Origin of the sequence: Mycobacterium paraense (assembly GCF_002101815.1) — a bacterium.
In the GTDB taxonomy this organism is placed as follows: Bacteria; Actinomycetota; Actinomycetes; order Mycobacteriales; family Mycobacteriaceae; genus Mycobacterium; species Mycobacterium paraense.
The window spans coordinates 107,645-123,496 of the sequence record NZ_LQPM01000007.1; the positions used below are offsets into that span (position 1 = coordinate 107,645).

A 15,852-nucleotide genomic window follows, 5' to 3' on the forward strand; every position below is an offset into this window, starting at 1 on the left:
CAGCCGCGGTCGGCAGCCGCGCAGCCCGGTCACCTAGTCTGAGGCGCATGCCGGATTCTGGAATCGCCACGCTCGCACCGGTTGCTGGTCTCGACGTCACGCTGGCCGACGGCGTGCTGTCGGTGACCATCAACCGCCCCGACAGCCTGAACTCCCTGACGATCCCGGTGATCACCGGGATCGCCGACGCGTTGGAACGCGCGGCCACCGACCCCGCGGTCAGGGTGGTGCGGCTGGGCGGCGCGGGCCGCGGCTTCAGTTCCGGGGCGGGCATCAGCGCCGACGACATGGCCGGCAGTGGCGGCGTCCCGCCGGACGAAATCGTGTTGGAGATCAACCGGCTGGTGCGGGCCATCGCGGCGGTGCCGCACCCGGTGGTCGCGGCGGTTCAGGGACCGGCGGCCGGCGTGGGCGTTTCCATCGCCCTGGCCTGTGATGTCGTATTGGCGTCGGACAAAGCGTTTTTCATGCTCGCCTTCACCAAGATCGGTTTGATGCCCGACGGCGGCGCGTCCGCGCTGATCGCCGCCGCGGTCGGCCGGATCCGGGCGATGCAGATGGCGCTGCTGCCCGAGCGGTTGCCGGCCACCGAGGCCCTGTCGTGGGGGCTGGTCAGCGCGGTCTATCCGGCCGACGACTTCGAGGCCGAGGTGGACAAGGTGATCGCGCGGCTGCTGGCGGGCCCGGCTGTGGCGTTCGCCAAGACCAAGCAGGCGATCAACGCGGCCACGCTCACCGAGTTGGACGCCGCCCTGGACCGCGAATACGAAGGGCAGTCGCGGCTGCTGGTGTCGCACGACTTCAAGGAGGGCACAACGGCTTTCCAGGAGCGCCGCGCGCCCAACTTCACCGACGACTGACGCGCTTACTCCGGCCAGAACCGGCAATCCTTCCTCGCGTTGGTTCCGAATAACCCTGCGAGGAATGGAGGGTCGATGGTGCGCTGCCTGGTCACCGGGGCGACCGGCTACATCGGTGCCCGGCTGGCGCCCCGACTGCTCGACGAGGGCCACGAGGTGCGCGCCCTGGCGCGGAACCCGGACAAGCTGGCCGACGTGCCGTGGCGCGAGCGGGCGCAGGTGGCGCGCGGCGACCTCGCCGACGTCGAGTCGCTGACCGCCGCGTTCGACGGGATTGACGTCGTCTACTACCTGGTGCACTCGATGGGTGCCGCCAAGGATTTCGCCACCGAGGAAGACCGCGCCGTGCGCAACGTGGTGACCGCCGCGCGCAGCACCGGGGTGCGGCGGGTGGTGTATCTGAGCGGGCTGCATCCCGAGGGCGCCAAGCTGTCCGAGCACCTGGAATCGCGCGCGGCCGTCGGCGAGGCCCTCATCGGCTCCGGCATCGAGACGGTGGTGTTGCAGGCCGGGGTGGTCGTCGGGTCGGGTTCCGCGTCGTTCGAGCTGATCCGCCACCTCACCGACCGGTTGCCGGTGATGACCACGCCGAAGTGGGTGCACAACAAAATTCAGCCGATCGCGGTGCGCGACGTGCTGCATTACCTGGTCGCCGCGGCGACCGCGCCGGTGCCGGGATCGCGGACGTGGGACATCGGCGGGCCCGACGTGCTCGAGTACGGCGACATGATGCGCGTCTACGCCGACGTCGCCGGGCTGGGGCGGCGCTATCTGATCGTGCTGCCATTCCTGACCCCGACGATCGCCAGCCTCTGGATCGGGGCCGTCACGCCGATCCCGCCCGGGCTGGCGCGCCCGCTGATCGAATCGCTGGAATGCGATGCGGTGATGCGCAATTCGGACATCGACGGCATTGTCGAGCCGCCCGCCGGCGGCCTGACGGGCTACCGCCGCGCCGTCGAACTCGCGCTCGACCGCGCGACGCGCGGCCTGACCAAGGCCACCTGGGACTCCCTGGGCTCGGACCCGGCCGAGCCGCTGCCCAGCGACCCGCGCTGGGCCGGCGAGATCATCCACTCCGATGTGCGGACCGCCGAAACCACCGCGGAACCCGCCGACGTGTGGCGGGCGGCCGAGGCCGGGGTCGCCCGAAGCCGCCTGTTCAGGGGCTGGGTCGTCGAGGAGCGCGCCCCCGGCAGCGCGCTGCGACTGCGCTCCGCGCCGGGCTCGGTGGGCCAGGGGTGGCTCGAGATCGGCGTCGCGCCGCGCGCCGCCGGGGGCGCCCGATACACGCAGCGGGCGACCTTCGTGCCGTGCGGCCTTCCCGGGCGGCTGTACTGGGTTGCGTTGCGGCCCTTGCTCACCGCCGCGCTGCGCGCCCTGGCGCGCGACGCCGCGCGGGGCGTCAGACGCCGAACAACGGGGGCAGTGCGAGCACCATGATCAGGCCCCACACGAAGTGGGTCAGCACCGGCGCCAGCACCCCGCCGCTGGCGCGGCGTTCCAGCGCGCACACCGTCCCGAGGATCACCGCGGCGAACCCCAGCATCGGGTTGCCGCTGGCCAGGGTGGCGCAGATGTACAGCAGCGTCGAGATCGCCACCGGGCGGTGCCGGCCCAGCGCGGTGTAGAGCGCGCCGCGAAAAAAGATCTCCTCGGCGATGCCGTTGATCAGGGTGATCGCCACGATGAACGGCAGGTACCCGTGGTGGGCGAACAGCAGCACCCGGGTGATCAGGGCGGCCACGGGCGGTATCTCCCGGGCGATCAGCCCGCCCACCAGGAACGCCCCGCCGAGCAGCAGCCCGACGGTGGTCCCGGTGATCACCGGCCGTTGGTTGCGGCCCCGCCAGCAGATGCCCCCCAGGTGCAGCGGGCCCGACAGGAACCCGCCGGCGATCCACACCGCCGCCAGCAGCAGGGTCCACCAGTAGAAGCTGGACTCGCCCGGGTGGCGGCGCAGCGAGAACCCGAGCACCGCGGCGCCGATCACCAGCGTGATGGCGACGACGACGCGGCGGCGGCGCACCACGCCGGGCGGTTCGTTATGTGGCACAGCGACATTGGTGATCGCGCGGCGCAATTCGGACGCGACGCTGGTGCGGTACGGCGCGGTCGACTGGCTCATGCCGGACGCACCTTCGCGTTCAGCGCGGACAGGATGTCCAGCCAGGTGCGCAGCGCCCCGGCGAGCGGGCCGGGCACGGTGTTGACCAGCCTCAGTGTGGGCCGGGCGACGCGTGGGGTGATCGCGCGTGCGAGGCGGCGGATCCGCAGGGCGTCGCCGCCGGCCCAGGAGGGATCGCTGTCGGCCAGGTCGTGCGGATCGGTCAGCGCGTTCACGGGCCGGGGCCGGCGCCTCGACCCGGCCAACGCCAGGGCGATCGCCTCCTCGACGCCGAGGAGCCCCCCGGCCGGGTCGGGAACGCGCTCGCGCAGCCCGCTGGCCGACGCCACCATCGGATGGTCGAGCGACTCGACCAGGTCCGCGGCCAGGCCCGGGGGCACCGGCAGCGCGACGCCGGTGACCAGCGACGCCAGGGCGGTGTCGATCCTGCCGACCGGCACCGGGGCATGCCACCTGCCCGAGACGCGCGCGTACGTCTTGAGCAGGCCCCGGTAGCTGGTGGTGGTCGGGCCGGAAATGTCGTACGCCCCCGCCGGCACCCGTTCGCGGTCCGCCGCGGCGACGAGGTAGTGCAGCACGTCGCGGATGGAGATCGGGTCGATCGGGTTGTCCATCCAGCTTGGGATCGGGATGAGCGGGAACCGGTCCCCCACGTACCGCATCATCTCGAACGACGTCGACCCCGCGCCGATGATGATCGCCGCGCCCAACCACACCAGCTCGGGCCCGTCCTCGACGGTCAGGGCCTCGGCGACCTCAGCCCGGCTGGTCAGGTGTTCGGACAGCGCCTCGTCGGCGGGCACGAAGCCGCCCAGGTAGACGATGCGGCCCACCCCGGCGTCCCGTGCCGCCACCGCGAGGTTGTGGGCCGCGGCCTTGTCCGCGTCGCGAAAGCCGGGCTGGCCGATGGCGTGCACGAGGTAATACAGCACGTCGATCGGGCCCGCGGCGGCCAGGCCCGCCCGCACCGACGCCGGATCGGACGCGTCGAGGGTGACAGGTGTGACGTCGTCGAACCAGCCTAAACGCTTGAGGCGCTCCGGGTTTCGGGTGGCGGTCACGACCTGATGCCCATCCCCCAGCAGCGCAGTGACCAGGCGCGACCCGACATAGCCGGTGGCGCCGGTGACCAGAATCCGCATACCCCGACACTAGCCAGACTTTTGAACCGATGCGGCGGCCGCACCGTGACCCCCACATGGAGGAGATCACCGGGGGCGCTTCTACGCGCGTGCGCATCAACAAACAGACAGCGGACCCGTCCGTCGCGGGCGTGGCCGTTACATTCCCACCCAACCGCTATACGCAGGACGAAACCATCGGGGCGCTGACCGACTTCGCCGGTCCGGAGTTCCGGCGTTTTGCGCTCAGCACCGGGGTGGAGTTCAGGAACATCGCGCTGCCGCTCTCGCGGTACAGCAAGCTGAGCGGCTTCACCGAGGCGAACGACGCCTACATCGAAATCGCCCTCGACCTGGCCGAGCAGGCGATGCTCGACGCGCTCGACCAGGCCAACGTCGAGCCGTCGGAGGTCGACGCCGTCTTCTCGACGACGGTCACCGGGTTGTCCGTGCCGTCGCTGGAGGCGCGGCTGGCGACGCGGATCGGGCTGCGCCCGGACGTCAAACGCATCCCGTTGTTCGGCCTGGGTTGCGTGGCCGGCGCCGCGGGCATGGCGCGCGTGCACGACTACCTGCGCGCGTTCCCCAACGAGGTGGCGGCGCTGCTGGCGGTCGAGCTGTGCTCGCTGACCGTTCAGCGGCAGGACAATTCGATCCCAAACCTGGTGGCTTCCAGCCTATTTGGCGACGGCGCCGGCGTCGTCATCGCGACCGGGGCGGACCGGGAAGCGGCCGGGCCCAAGGTGCTGGCCACCCGCAGCCGGACCTACCCCGACACCGAGGACGTGCTGGGCTGGAACATCGGCAGCAACGGGTTCGGGATCGTCCTGTCCGCCGAGATCTCGACGCTCGTCGAGAAATTTGTGGGCGACGACATCCGCGCGTTCCTGGCCGACCACGGACTGACTATCACGGACGTGTCCACGTGGCTGTTGCACGCCGCGGGCCCGAAGGTGATCGACGCGGTCGAGGACGCGTTGGAGCTTCCGCCGGATGCGCTCGAGGTCACCAGAAACTCGTTGCGCAACAACGGAAACCTCTCGTCGGTTTCGGTACTTGATATACTGCACGCCACCATGGCCGACCCACCGTCGCCGGGTTCGATCGGGCTGATGATCGCGATGGGACCGGGCTTCTCCGCCGAATTCGTCCTGCTGAGCTGGTAGGGCCGGATAGAGCTATGTATTACCTGTTGATCCTCGCGGTCGCCATCGAACGCGTGGCCGAGCTGGTGGTGTCCAAGCGCAACGCGCAATGGTCTTTCGCGCAGGGCGCCAAGGAATTTGGCCAGTCGCATTATCCGGTGATGGTCTTCCTGCACACCGCGCTGCTGCTCGGCTGCCTCATCGAGCCGTGGGCGCTGCACCGGCCGTTCATCCCGTGGCTGGGCTGGCCGATGCTGGCCATCGCGGCGCTGAGCCAGGTGCTGCGCTGGTGGTGCATCACGACACTGGGGCACCGGTGGAACACCCGGGTGATCGTGCTGCCGAGCGCGCCGTTGGTGCGCCAGGGCCCCTACCGGTGGCTGCACCACCCCAACTATGTCGCGGTGGTGGCCGAGGGCTTCGCGCTGCCGCTGGTGCACACGGCGTGGCTGACCGCGGCCATCTTCACGCTGGCCAACGCGATGCTGCTCGGCGTGCGCCTGCGAGTGGAGAACTCGGCCCTGGGCTACACGTCATGACTTACGACACCGACCTGCTGATCGTCGGCGGTGGCCCCGGGGGCCTGGCGACGGCGTTACACGCTCGGCGGCTTGGGCTTTCGGTGATCGTCGCCGAACCGCGTGAGGGCCCCATCGACAAGGCGTGCGGTGAGGGGCTGATGCCCGGCGGCCTGGCCGAGCTGACGTCGCTCGGGGTGGACCCCGCCGGCATGCCCTTTCGGGGCATCGCGTACGTGAGCGAGCAGCGCCGGGCCGAGGCGCTGTTTCGCGGCGGGCCGGGCCGCGGCGTGCGGCGCACCACGTTGCACGCGGCGCTGGAGGCGCGCGCCAAAGAGCAAGACACCGAATGGATTCGGGCGCGGGTGACCAGCGTCGAGCAGGACGCGCACGGCGTGACGGCCGCCGGCGTGCGCGCGAAATGGTTGGTGGGCGCCGACGGGCTGCACTCGGCGGTGCGGCGCGCGGTCGGCGTCAAGTCGACGGCCGGCACGCCGCGCCGCCACGGCGTGCGGTGGCACTTCAAGGTGCCGGTCTGGTCGGAGTTCGTCGAGGTGCACTGGTCGCGCTGGGGCGAGGCGTACGTGACGCCCGTGGAGCCCGACCTGGTCGGCGTGGCGATCCTGTCCGGCGGGCGACCCGACCTGGCCTGGTTCCCGTGGCTGGCCGAACACCTGGAAGGCGCCGAGCGCGGGCACGCCCGCGGCTGCGGCCCACTGCGTCAGGTCGTGTCCCGCCGCGTGGCGGGCCGCGTGCTGCTGGTCGGCGACGCCGCCGGCTACGAGGACGCGCTGACCGGCGAGGGCATCAGCCTCGCGGTCAAGCAGGCGGCCGCGGCGGTCGACGCCATCGCCAGCGACGCGCCGTCGTCATACGAGGCCGCGTGGCACCGGGTCACCCGCAATTACCGGCTGCTCACCCGGGCGGTGGTGCTGGCCAGCGCGCCGGCGCTGGCGCGCCGCGCGATCGTGCCGGCGGCCGCGACGCTGCCCGCCGTGTTCGGCCGGGCGGTGAACATCCTGGCGCACTAGCGCGCCGACCGCGCGCCGCTAGCGCGCCCGCCAGACCGGTTCCCGCTTCTCGGCGAACGCCAGCGGCCCTTCCTTGGCGTCCTCGGAGCGGATCAGGGAACGCATTTCGTGCACGGTGCGCTCCCAGCCGGGCTCGTCGCCCACGATGACGCCGTCGTCGACCCCGTACGCGATCCGCTTGCTGGCCTGCACCGACAGCGGCGCGTTGACCGTGACCCGGGCGGCCAGGGCCAGCGCGGCGTCGAGCACCTCACCCTCGCTGACGACCTGGTTGATCAGGCCCCATTTGAGGGCATCGGACGCGGTGATCGGCTCGCCGGTCACCAGCAGCTCCATCGCGACCTTGCGGGGCAGGTGGTCCATGATCCGGAAGACACCGCCCGCGGCGGCGATCAGCCCGCGTTTGACCTCCGGCAGGCCGAACTTGGCCCGCTCGTCGGCCACCACCAAATCGCTGGCCAGCGCGAGCTCGGTGCCACCGCCCAGCGCGGTGCCGTTGACCGCCGCGATCGTCGGCTTGTCGATGAAGTGATGCACGTAGCCGGCGAAGCCCCACTCGCCGTGATCCGGGTGATACAGGTTCTCCCGGCGCGAGATCGCCTTGAGGTCGGCGCCGGCGCAAAACGACTTGTCGCCCGCGCCGGTGATGACCACCGCCCGCACCGCCGGGTCGTGCTGCGCCTGCTCCAGCGCGTCCCCGACGGCGATGCTGACGGCGGCGTTGACCGCGTTGCGGGCCTCCGGCCGGTTGATGGTAATCACCATCACGTTGCCGCGAAGCTCGACGAGGGCTCCGGGCTGGCCGTCGTCCCCGTGGCTCACAGGAGTTCGACGATGGTGGCGTTGGCCTGGCCGCCGCCCTCGCACATCGTCTGCAGGCCGTAGCGGATGCCCTTGTCGCGCATGTGGTACAGCAGCGTGGTCATCAACCGCGCGCCCGAGCCGCCCAGCGGGTGGCCCAGCGCGATGGCGCCGCCGTTGGGGTTGAGCCTCTTCTCGTCGGCCCCAATGTCTTTCAGCCACGCCAGGGGAACCGGCGCGAACGCCTCGTTGACCTCGTAGGCCCCGATGTCGCCGATCGAGAGGCCGGACTTTTTGAGCGCCTTCTGCGTCGCCGGGATGGGCGCGGTCAGCATGATCACCGGGTCGGCGCCGGCCAGTACCGCGGTGTGCACCTTGGCGATCGGCGTGAGGCCCAGTTCCTTGGCCTTCTCGGCCGACATGAACAGCAGTGCGGCCGAGCCGTCGGTGATCTGCGAGGAGTTGCCGGCGTGGATGACGCCGTCCTCCTTGAACGCCGGCTTCAGTGACGCCATCTTCTCCATCGTGGTGCCCCGGCGGATGCCCTCGTCCTTGAGCACGACGTTGCCGTCCTGATCCTTCACGCCGACGATCTGGTCGTCGAATGCGCCCGAATCCTGTGCCGCCGCGGCCTTTTCGTGGGATCCCAGCGAGAACTCGTCGAGCGCGGAGCGGTCGAGGCCCCACTGCTCGGCGATCATCTCCGCGCCGAGGCCCTGGTTGGGCGTCTTGTGGTAGCGGTCCTTGAAGGCCTGCGGGTACGGGTTTCCGCCGTTGGCCAGCGACGAGCCCATGGGGGTGCGCGACATCGACTCGACACCGCCGGCGACGACGACGTCGTAGTGGCCGGCGACCACACCCGCGGCGGCGAAGTGAATGGACTGCTGGCTCGACCCGCACTGGCGGTCGACGGTCACGCCGGGCACGGTCTCGGGCCAGCCGGCGGCCAGCAGCGCGGTGCGGCCGATGTCGAGGGCCTGCTCACCGGCCTGCATGACACAGCCCCAGATGACGTCGTCGACGATTCCCGGGTCGATACCGGCCTTGTCGACCAGCCCGTTGAGGACCTGCGCGGACAGGTCGGCCGGGTGCACCCCGGCCAGCCCGCCGTTGCGCTTCCCGAGCGGTGAGCGGACGGCCTCGACGATGACGGCTTCAGCCATGGTGGTGTCTCCTTTGACGTGTGGGTCTTGCGTCGATTGTCAACCAAGGGGTTGGACGGGCGAAGGCCGGGGTGCCACCGTCACGACGGGAGGCCACCGCGCGGACCGCGACTCACTCACGGGCCCGAGGCGAAGCTAGCCGGCCGGGTAGCCCACCGACTTGATCTCGGTGTACTGGTCGAAGCCGGCGACGCCGTTCTGCCGACCGACCCCGCTGTACTTGTAACCGCCGAACGGGGTGTCGGCGCCGTACGGCGCGCCGCCGTTGACGCCCATGAAGCCGGCCCGGATCCGGCGGGCCACCGCCAGCGAGTGCTCCAGCGAGCCCGACATCACGTTGCCGGCCAGCCCGTACTTGCTGTCGTTGGCGATCCGGATGGCGTCCTCCTCGTCGTCGAACGGGATGACGACCAGCACCGGGCCGAAGATCTCCTCCTGGGCGATCGTCATGGAGTTGTCCACGTCGGTGAAAAGCGTTGGCCTGACAAAGAATCCCTTGTCGAAGCCGGTGGGGGCGTCGGGACCGCCGACCAGCGCGGTGGCGCCCTCTTCGACGCCCTTGCGGATGTAGCCCATCACGCGGTTGCGCTGCACCTCCGAGATGACCGGGCCGCACAGGGTTCCGGGATCCTGCGGGTCTCCGCACGTGACGTTCTCGTAGATGCTCTTGAGGATCGCCACGCCCTCGTCGTAGCGGGACCGCGGCAGCAGCATCCGGGTCGGGTTGGCGCAGCCCTGCCCGGCGTGCATGCACGGCGCGATGCCGATCGCGCAGGCCATCCCGAAATCGGCGTCCTCGAGCACGATGGTCGCCGACTTGCCGCCGAGTTCGAGGAACAGCCGCTTCATGGTCGCCGCGCCCTTTTCCATGATCCGCTGGCCGACCGTGGTGGAGCCGGTGAACGAGATGAGGTCGACCTTCGGCGACAGCGTAAGTTCCTCGCCGACAAAGTGATCCGACGCGGTGACGACGTTGACGACGCCCGCGGGGATGTCGGTCTTTTCGGCGATCAGTCGGCCGAGGCGCGTCGCGTTGAACGGCGTGTTGGGCGCCGGCTTGAGGACCACGGTGTTGCCGGTGCCCAGCGCCTGGCCCAGCTTGTTGAGGGTGACCTCGAACGGGAAGTTCCACGGCACGATCGCCCCGACGACGCCCACCGGTTCCCGCCAGACCTTGCGGCTGGTCAGCGTCCCGGTCAGGCTGATCACCTTGTCACCGAGGTCGGTTTCCCAGGGGTACTCGTCGATCAGCCGGGCGGGGTACTTCAGGCCGTCTTCCAGGGGGGCGTCCAGCTGCGGGCCGAAGGTGATCGCCCGGGGCGAGCCGACCTCGAGGATGAGCTCCTCGCGCAGCTCCTCTTTCTCGGATTCGATGGCCTCGTGCAGCTGCAACAGGCAGCGCTTGCGCAGCTCGCGGTTGGTCGACCAGTCGGACTCGTCGAAGGCGCGGCGGGCGGCGTCGATGGCCCGGTGCATGTCCTCCTTCGAGGCGTCCGCAACCTCGCCGAGCGGCTCCTCGGTCGCGGGGTTGATGTTGGTGAAGGTGCCGGCCTGACCCTCGACGAGCTTGCCGTCGATCATCATCTTGGGCTCGAAGCGGACCTTTACAGCCTCGGTCATGTTTGTCACTCTCTTCTGAGTCGTTGAGGGGCTACGGAGAGCCTTACCGGAAACTAGCCGATTGGCAAGGTGCAAACGCTGCGAGGCTGGTTATTGGGGGTCGAACAGCACCGGCACCGAGGTCGGCGAGCGGAAGACCTGCCCGCGGATGTGCGGGTCGTCCCCATCGGGGTCGAGCCGCAGGTTCGGCAGCCGGTCGAGCAGCAGGTTGACCGCGGTGCGCATCTCCAGCCGCGCCAAATGCATGCCGAGGCAGACGTGCACGCCGTGGCCCCACGCGAGGTTCGGCCGCTGCTGCCGGTGGATGTTGAAGGTGTCCGGGTCGGGGTAGCGGTCCTCCTGCCGGTTCGCCGCACCCAGCATCGGCATCACCGTCGCGCCGGCCGGGATCGCCACCCCGCCGAGCTCGGTGTCGCGCGTCGCCACCCGGGTGATGGTCAGCAGCGGCGGTTCCCACCGCACCCCCTCCTCGATGGCCTGCGGCAGCAGCGAGCGGTCGGCGCGGACGGCGTCCAGCTGCGCCGGATCCGACAACAGCGCCAACAGCAGGCTGCCCAGCGCGCGGTAGGTCGTCTCGACGCCGGCGGGCAGCAGCAGGCGCAGGAACGAGAAGATCTCCTCGTCCGCGAGTTTTTGCCCGTCGATCTCGGCCGCACCCAGCGCGCTGATCAGATCGTCCTTCGGTTCGGCCCGACGGGCCTCGAGTATCGGGGCGAAGTAGTCGCACAGGGCGGCCGAGGCCGCAAGCCCGCGCTCCGGGTTCATCAGCCAACTCAGCAGCGAGATCGACCACCGCTGAAACTGTGGGTAGTCCTTCTCCGGCAGGCCCAACAGGCCCGCGATGACCTGGCTCGGATAGTCGAAGGTGAACTCCTTCACCAGATCCGCCTTGCCATTCGGGGCGAAGTTGTCGATCAGGCCATTCGCCACGCGGCCGACCAGCTCGTCCTGCCAGCGCGCCAATGACTTCTGCGAGAAGGCCTTTGACACCAACGAGCGCAGCCGGCCGTGGATCGGTTCGTCCATGCCGAGCATCACGCCTTCGCCCAGCACCGGGCCGAAGGCCGCGATGACGGCCGACGAGGAGAACGTCTCGTTGTCGCGCAACATCTGCTGGACATCCTCGTGGCGATACACGATGAACATCGGCAGCGATTCCTCGTGCGGCAGCGCTCCGGACGTCTCGAGTCGCTGCACCGGCTCCTCGCGGCGCAGCCGCGCCAGCTCGGTGTACGGGTCACGCACGTCACCGCTGATCGCGTCATCGAAGGCGCCGAAATCCTCGAGGTCGTCGAAAAGCTGTTCCATCGGTGCTCCTTAAGATCCTTGACGTCGTGCGGCCAGGCGCTGCAGCACCGCCTGCGGAAGAATGCGCGCGGCGAGCACCATCGCTTTCTGGGCGGTCGTCAACGGCCACGCCCCGCCCCGCATCGAGCCCTGTCGCGGAATGCCGAGCACGATCCGCGACACCTGGTGCATCCCCGACGCCGGAACAATCCGGTTGGCGGCCAACAACATCGACGCGTCCGGGCCGACCGGGCGGCGACGGAACGGGCCCCGGTCGTCCAGCGCCTTGAGCAGGCCGTCGGTGAACCGCTCGGGCGGCCGGGCCAGCTTCATCGCGAACCGCCCGCGGGTGTTCATGGTGGTGTGGATCCGGGCGTAGGGGCCGCCGAAATCGCGATTGTCGGTGGTGCCCGCGTCGGTGATGATCTCGGTGTCGTACATGCCGGCCACCAAGACGGTGACACCGAGGCCGAAGGGCGCGATCTCGCACGCCATCGATTCGCCCCACCGCTCCAGCGCCCCCTTGGCCGCCGAGTACGGCGCGGTGGCCGGCTGCCCGCGCACGCCGGCCGCGCTGGACACCAACACGATTCGGCCCTCGCCCGCCGCCCGCATGGACGGCAGCAGGGCCTGGGTGAGCGCGACGGGGCCCAGCACGCTGGTGGCGAGCATGCGCTGCCAAAGCGCCATGTCGGTCTCCTCCACCACACCGGCGGCGGAGATGCCCGCGTTGTGCACGAGCGCGTAGGGCGCGCCCACGGCCTCCTCAATTGCCTTGGCCGCCGCGGCGATCGACGCGCCGTCCGTCAGGTCGAGCTGCACGCCGATCAGCCGGTCGTCGTCCGCACCGGCTCCCGTCTCCTCGCGCAGCAGCGCCATGCCCCGGTCGGGCGTGCGCATCGCCGCGACCACCCGCCAGCCCGCACGGTACAGACGCACGGTCGACGCGAACCCCAGTCCGCGGGAGGCACCGGTGACGACGACCGTGCGCGGTTCAGCCATTCGTGCTCGCGGTGGCGCAGGGACCCACCCCCGGCGGCGGCGGGTCGACGTGCGGCCGCCCGTTCGGCTGGCCGCTCATCCAGGTCGACCAGATGCCGACCGAGTACGGGCCCGGGCCGCCGGCCTTCTCGTAAAAACCCTGCGGGTCATAGACTTTGGCTTCCGGATAGGGCCACGGGCAGGCCACCGAGGTCGCCGCTTTGGTGGCCTTGATGACCGCGAACCACGCCCCGTAGGCGAAGTAGGACACGTTGATGATGGCGAACATCACCAGGAACGTGCCGAGCACCGGGCGGCTCGGGAAGATCCTGGCTTTCGCGGCGAGCTTCTCCGCCACCGACTTTCCGGTGTCGTCGCGATAACAGAGGATCGCCGCGGGCACCATCACGAAGGTCACCGAGAACGACTCCCAGATCAGCGGGAACTGGAAGGTGGTGCCGGTGAACACCGAACCCCACGGAATCACCTGGGAATAGATGTACATGCCCATGTGGACCAGCTGGATCTCCAGCCACGCGTCGAAGACGAAGCCGATGGCACAGGTCAGCAGGCCCAGGCTGACCAAGGGGTGCCGCGACACGATGGCCTCGGGGCCTCTGCGCGCCTGCAGTTTGCGCAGGATCCAGATCGCCGGGAAGTACGGCCCGAAATAGAAGGTGACGTAACCGAATACGACGAACGGTTCGACGGTCGGCGACAGCGACACCAGCGGCCACGACTCCGGCCAGTGGATCAGGTCGGGGTTGTAGACGGCGAACGGCGACCAGTTCATGATCGGGTCCTGCCACACGATCAGCGTGGTGCACAGGAACATCAGCATCACCGGGCTGCCCGGGTTGCGGCGCCACCCCCTGATGAACACGACCACCAGCACCACCAGCATGATCACGGTGGAGATCTGCAGGAACGCGATGTAGTCCAGGCCGAAGATGAACCTGACCGGGCGCGGCCGCCCCTGCACGTTCGGGTTGGCGACGCGCGGGTCGAGCGCGACGCGGCAGTTCGCGATGAAGAAGAGCGCGAACGCCGCCAGGGCTGCGCCGGCGACCCAGCCGCCCCAGCCGCGCCTCTCGCGACGCTGCGGGGCCGCCGGCTTCTCCTCTGCGACAGGCGGTGTGGACTGTTCGGTGGACACGATTCAGCCTTCCTCGCCGAAGCGATCGACCAGATGCGAGTTGACCCCGTCGGCGTCGAGGCGGCGGGCCACCAGGTAGCCGGCGCCCATCCACGCCCGGCGCGTCCACTTGCCGAAGGACACCCGGGTGCCGGGCGCGCCCGAGGCGGCGGGCATCATCTTCACCCGTTCCAGCGCTTCCTTGACGCCGCGCGGGCTGAGCGGGTGCGCGTCGGCGAATGCGCGCACCAGGGTGGCGGCGACGTCGTGGTTGACCACCGGCACGCAGTATTCGGGACGGCTGCCCTGGTACTTGGCGGCGTAGCGATCGAGGAAGTCCTGCCCGAGCCGGTTCGCCTCGTCGTACTGGTCGACCCCGACCCAGCCCATGAACGCGTCCCACATGATGGGGTTCACCCAGGCGTTCTGGAAGGCCGTGGTGGTGAACCGCGGCGGGTCCCAGTCGACGGCCTCCAGCGCCGGGTTGATGAACACGATCCCGAAGCCGAACCCCAGGTGCACGATCGCCTCGGCCTTCGCGTCGTGCAGGGTACGCACGGCTTCATTGATGTCCTGCGCGGTCTGCGCGATCGCCGCCTCCGCGACGATGCGAATCCCGTTGCGCCGGCAGGCACTTCGCAGGTTTTTCAGGTAGCTCTCGCCGATCAGGTTCTGCTCGACCAGCACCCCGATCTCGGTGAGCCCGCGCTTGGCGACCAGGTCGGCGATGAAGATCGGCTCGTCGGTCATCGATCCCTGCGGGAACGCGAAGGTCCATTCGCCCAGCCAGTCGTCGGTGCCGGTGACGCTGATCGCCGGGACCTTGAACCGCTCCTCGATCGCCTCGCGGGTGGGCACGCAGTTGTCGGTGATGTGCGGGCCGAACAACACCAGGCAGCCCTCGTCGACGAGCTCGCCGAAGGCATCGATCACCGCTTTGACCGATCCCTTGGGCAGCCCCTCCACCTCGCGGTAGATCATCTGCACCGGGCGATCGATCACGCCCTGTTCGCGGGCTTCGTCGAAGACGAGGTCGAAGCACCGCGTGAAACTCGCCAGCAATTCCTCGGGGAATCCGGGCGGCAGCGCGAAGTCCATCAGGTAGCCGACCTTGATCGGTTCCGCGCTGCTTTCGTAGGACATTCCGACCTCCCGGTCAAAAACCTAATATTTGTTCAGACTCTAGCCGCGGCGGTATGCAGCGTCAATCATTCGGCCGCCGCGCCCAGGTAGATGTCGATCATCTCGCCCAGCCCTTTGCCCACCGCCGCGTCGTCGGTGAGCGGCCCCGCGATCGCGGCCCGAGCCGCCTCTTGCAGGGTCAGGCCCTCCGCCACCAGCCTGCCCGCCGCGATCAGCACCCGGGTCGAGGCGACCTCACGCAGCCCGCCGGTTTCCAGACGGCGGATGGCCTGCCCGAGACGCACCAGCTCGGCCGCGATCGCCGCGTCCACGCCCGCCTCGTGCGCAACGATCCCCTCTTCGACATCTGCTGCGGGAAAACCGAATTCGATGGCGACCATCCGCTGGCGTGTCGAATCCTTGAGGTCCTTGAGCACGCTCTGGTAGCCGGGGTTGTAGGACACCACCAGGCCGAACCCGGGCGCCGCGTCCAGCGTGACGCCGAGACGCTCGATGGGCAGCTGCCGCCGATGGTCGGCGAGCGGGTGCAGCACCACGGTGGTGTCCTGGCGGGCCTCCACCACTTCGTCCAGGTAGCAGATCGCGCCCTCGCGCACCGCCCGGGTCAGCGGGCCGTCCACCCACACGGTCTCGTCGCCCCGCAGCAGATACCGGCCGACGAGATCGGCGGTGGTGAGGTCGTCATGGCATGCGACGGTGATCAGCGGCCGGCCGAGGTCGTAGGCCATCGCCTCGACGAAACGGGTCTTCCCGCACCCCGTCGGGCCCTTCAAAACCAGTGACAGGCCCTGGCGGTGGGCGGCCTTGAAGATGGCTTCCTCGTTGCCGATCGCCTGGTAATAGGGCCGCACGCTGTCCGCCTCGGGGGTCACGCCGTTCCGGTGAACAATCCCGGACTCGTTGGCCATAGCTTCCCTTC

General features: G+C 69.7%; 15 protein-coding genes. 5 read left to right on the forward strand and 10 right to left on the reverse strand.

The window, feature by feature from the left end; translation table 11 throughout:
• Window positions 1-47: 47 nt before the first annotated feature.
• Together AWB89_RS05490 and AWB89_RS05495 are read left to right on the forward strand one after the other, a co-directional pair.
• On the forward strand, window positions 48-860 hold the full coding sequence (locus tag AWB89_RS05490) for an enoyl-CoA hydratase (RefSeq protein WP_085099679.1): 813 nt from the start codon (window positions 48-50) through the stop codon (window positions 858-860).
• Window positions 861-935: 75 nt separating this feature from the next.
• A complete protein-coding gene (locus AWB89_RS05495; protein ID WP_085172128.1) occupies window positions 936-2,303 on the forward strand; it encodes a DUF2867 domain-containing protein in 1,368 nt (455 codons plus the stop codon).
• Here AWB89_RS05495 and AWB89_RS05500 read toward each other — a convergent pair.
• Together AWB89_RS05500 and AWB89_RS05505 are read right to left on the reverse strand one after the other, a co-directional pair.
• On the reverse strand, window positions 2,266-2,988 hold the full coding sequence (locus tag AWB89_RS05500) for a CPBP family intramembrane glutamic endopeptidase (protein ID WP_085172129.1): 723 nt from the start codon (window positions 2,986-2,988) through the stop codon (window positions 2,266-2,268). The genes AWB89_RS05495 and AWB89_RS05500 overlap by 38 nt on opposite strands.
• A complete protein-coding gene (locus AWB89_RS05505; RefSeq protein WP_085172130.1) occupies window positions 2,985-4,130 on the reverse strand; it encodes an NAD(P)H-binding protein in 1,146 nt (381 codons plus the stop codon). Before AWB89_RS05505 ends, AWB89_RS05500 begins: the two co-directional genes overlap by 4 nt.
• A 56-nt stretch (window positions 4,131-4,186) precedes the next feature.
• On the opposite strand from AWB89_RS05505, the gene AWB89_RS05510 reads away from it, so the two are divergent.
• From AWB89_RS05510 to AWB89_RS05520, 3 genes are read left to right on the forward strand one after another with little or no spacing between them, the layout of a single operon-like run.
• Window positions 4,187-5,275 (forward strand): type III polyketide synthase, encoded by a 1,089-nt coding sequence (locus AWB89_RS05510; RefSeq protein ID WP_085172131.1) that lies wholly within the window; start codon window positions 4,187-4,189, stop codon window positions 5,273-5,275.
• 14 nt (window positions 5,276-5,289) lie between these two features.
• Window positions 5,290-5,793, forward strand: coding sequence for an isoprenylcysteine carboxyl methyltransferase family protein (locus AWB89_RS05515; RefSeq protein ID WP_085172132.1), 504 nt, complete (start codon window positions 5,290-5,292; stop codon window positions 5,791-5,793).
• Entirely contained in the window at window positions 5,790-6,803 is a 1,014-nt protein-coding gene (locus tag AWB89_RS05520; RefSeq protein WP_085172133.1) for an NAD(P)/FAD-dependent oxidoreductase, read from the forward strand. The genes AWB89_RS05515 and AWB89_RS05520 overlap by 4 nt, the downstream gene beginning before the upstream one ends.
• 18 nt (window positions 6,804-6,821) lie before the next feature.
• Here the strand turns inward: AWB89_RS05520 and AWB89_RS05525 are convergent, their stop codons facing one another.
• From AWB89_RS05525 to AWB89_RS05560, 8 genes are all read right to left on the reverse strand, one after another.
• Entirely contained in the window at window positions 6,822-7,568 is a 747-nt protein-coding gene (locus AWB89_RS05525; protein WP_085172389.1) for an enoyl-CoA hydratase-related protein, read from the reverse strand.
• A gap of 53 nt (window positions 7,569-7,621) precedes the next feature.
• Window positions 7,622-8,767 carry a thiolase family protein gene (locus AWB89_RS05530; protein ID WP_085099657.1) on the reverse strand — a complete coding sequence of 382 codons (1,146 nt, stop codon included), beginning with the start codon at window positions 8,765-8,767 and terminating at the stop codon, window positions 7,622-7,624.
• 135 nt (window positions 8,768-8,902) lie between these two features.
• Window positions 8,903-10,387, reverse strand: a complete 1,485-nt coding sequence (locus AWB89_RS05535; protein WP_085099654.1) for an aldehyde dehydrogenase family protein — start codon at window positions 10,385-10,387, stop codon at window positions 8,903-8,905.
• 90 nt (window positions 10,388-10,477) lie between these two features.
• A complete protein-coding gene (locus AWB89_RS05540) occupies window positions 10,478-11,695 on the reverse strand; it encodes a cytochrome P450 (protein ID WP_085099652.1) in 1,218 nt (405 codons plus the stop codon).
• 9 nt (window positions 11,696-11,704) lie between these two features.
• Window positions 11,705-12,676 (reverse strand): SDR family NAD(P)-dependent oxidoreductase, encoded by a 972-nt coding sequence (locus AWB89_RS05545; RefSeq protein ID WP_085172134.1) that lies wholly within the window; start codon window positions 12,674-12,676, stop codon window positions 11,705-11,707.
• Entirely contained in the window at window positions 12,669-13,811 is a 1,143-nt protein-coding gene (locus AWB89_RS05550; protein WP_085172135.1) for a spirocyclase AveC family protein, read from the reverse strand. The genes AWB89_RS05545 and AWB89_RS05550 overlap by 8 nt, the downstream gene beginning before the upstream one ends.
• Before the next feature lie 3 nt (window positions 13,812-13,814).
• The gene (locus AWB89_RS05555; protein ID WP_085172136.1) at window positions 13,815-14,933 is read right to left on the reverse strand and encodes an ABC transporter substrate-binding protein; all 1,119 of its coding nucleotides are present in this window, start codon (window positions 14,931-14,933) and stop codon (window positions 13,815-13,817) included.
• Window positions 14,934-14,998: 65 nt separating this feature from the next.
• Window positions 14,999-15,841, reverse strand: coding sequence for a CbbQ/NirQ/NorQ/GpvN family protein (locus AWB89_RS05560; protein ID WP_085172137.1), 843 nt, complete (start codon window positions 15,839-15,841; stop codon window positions 14,999-15,001).
• Between the last annotated feature and the right edge of the window lie 11 nt (window positions 15,842-15,852).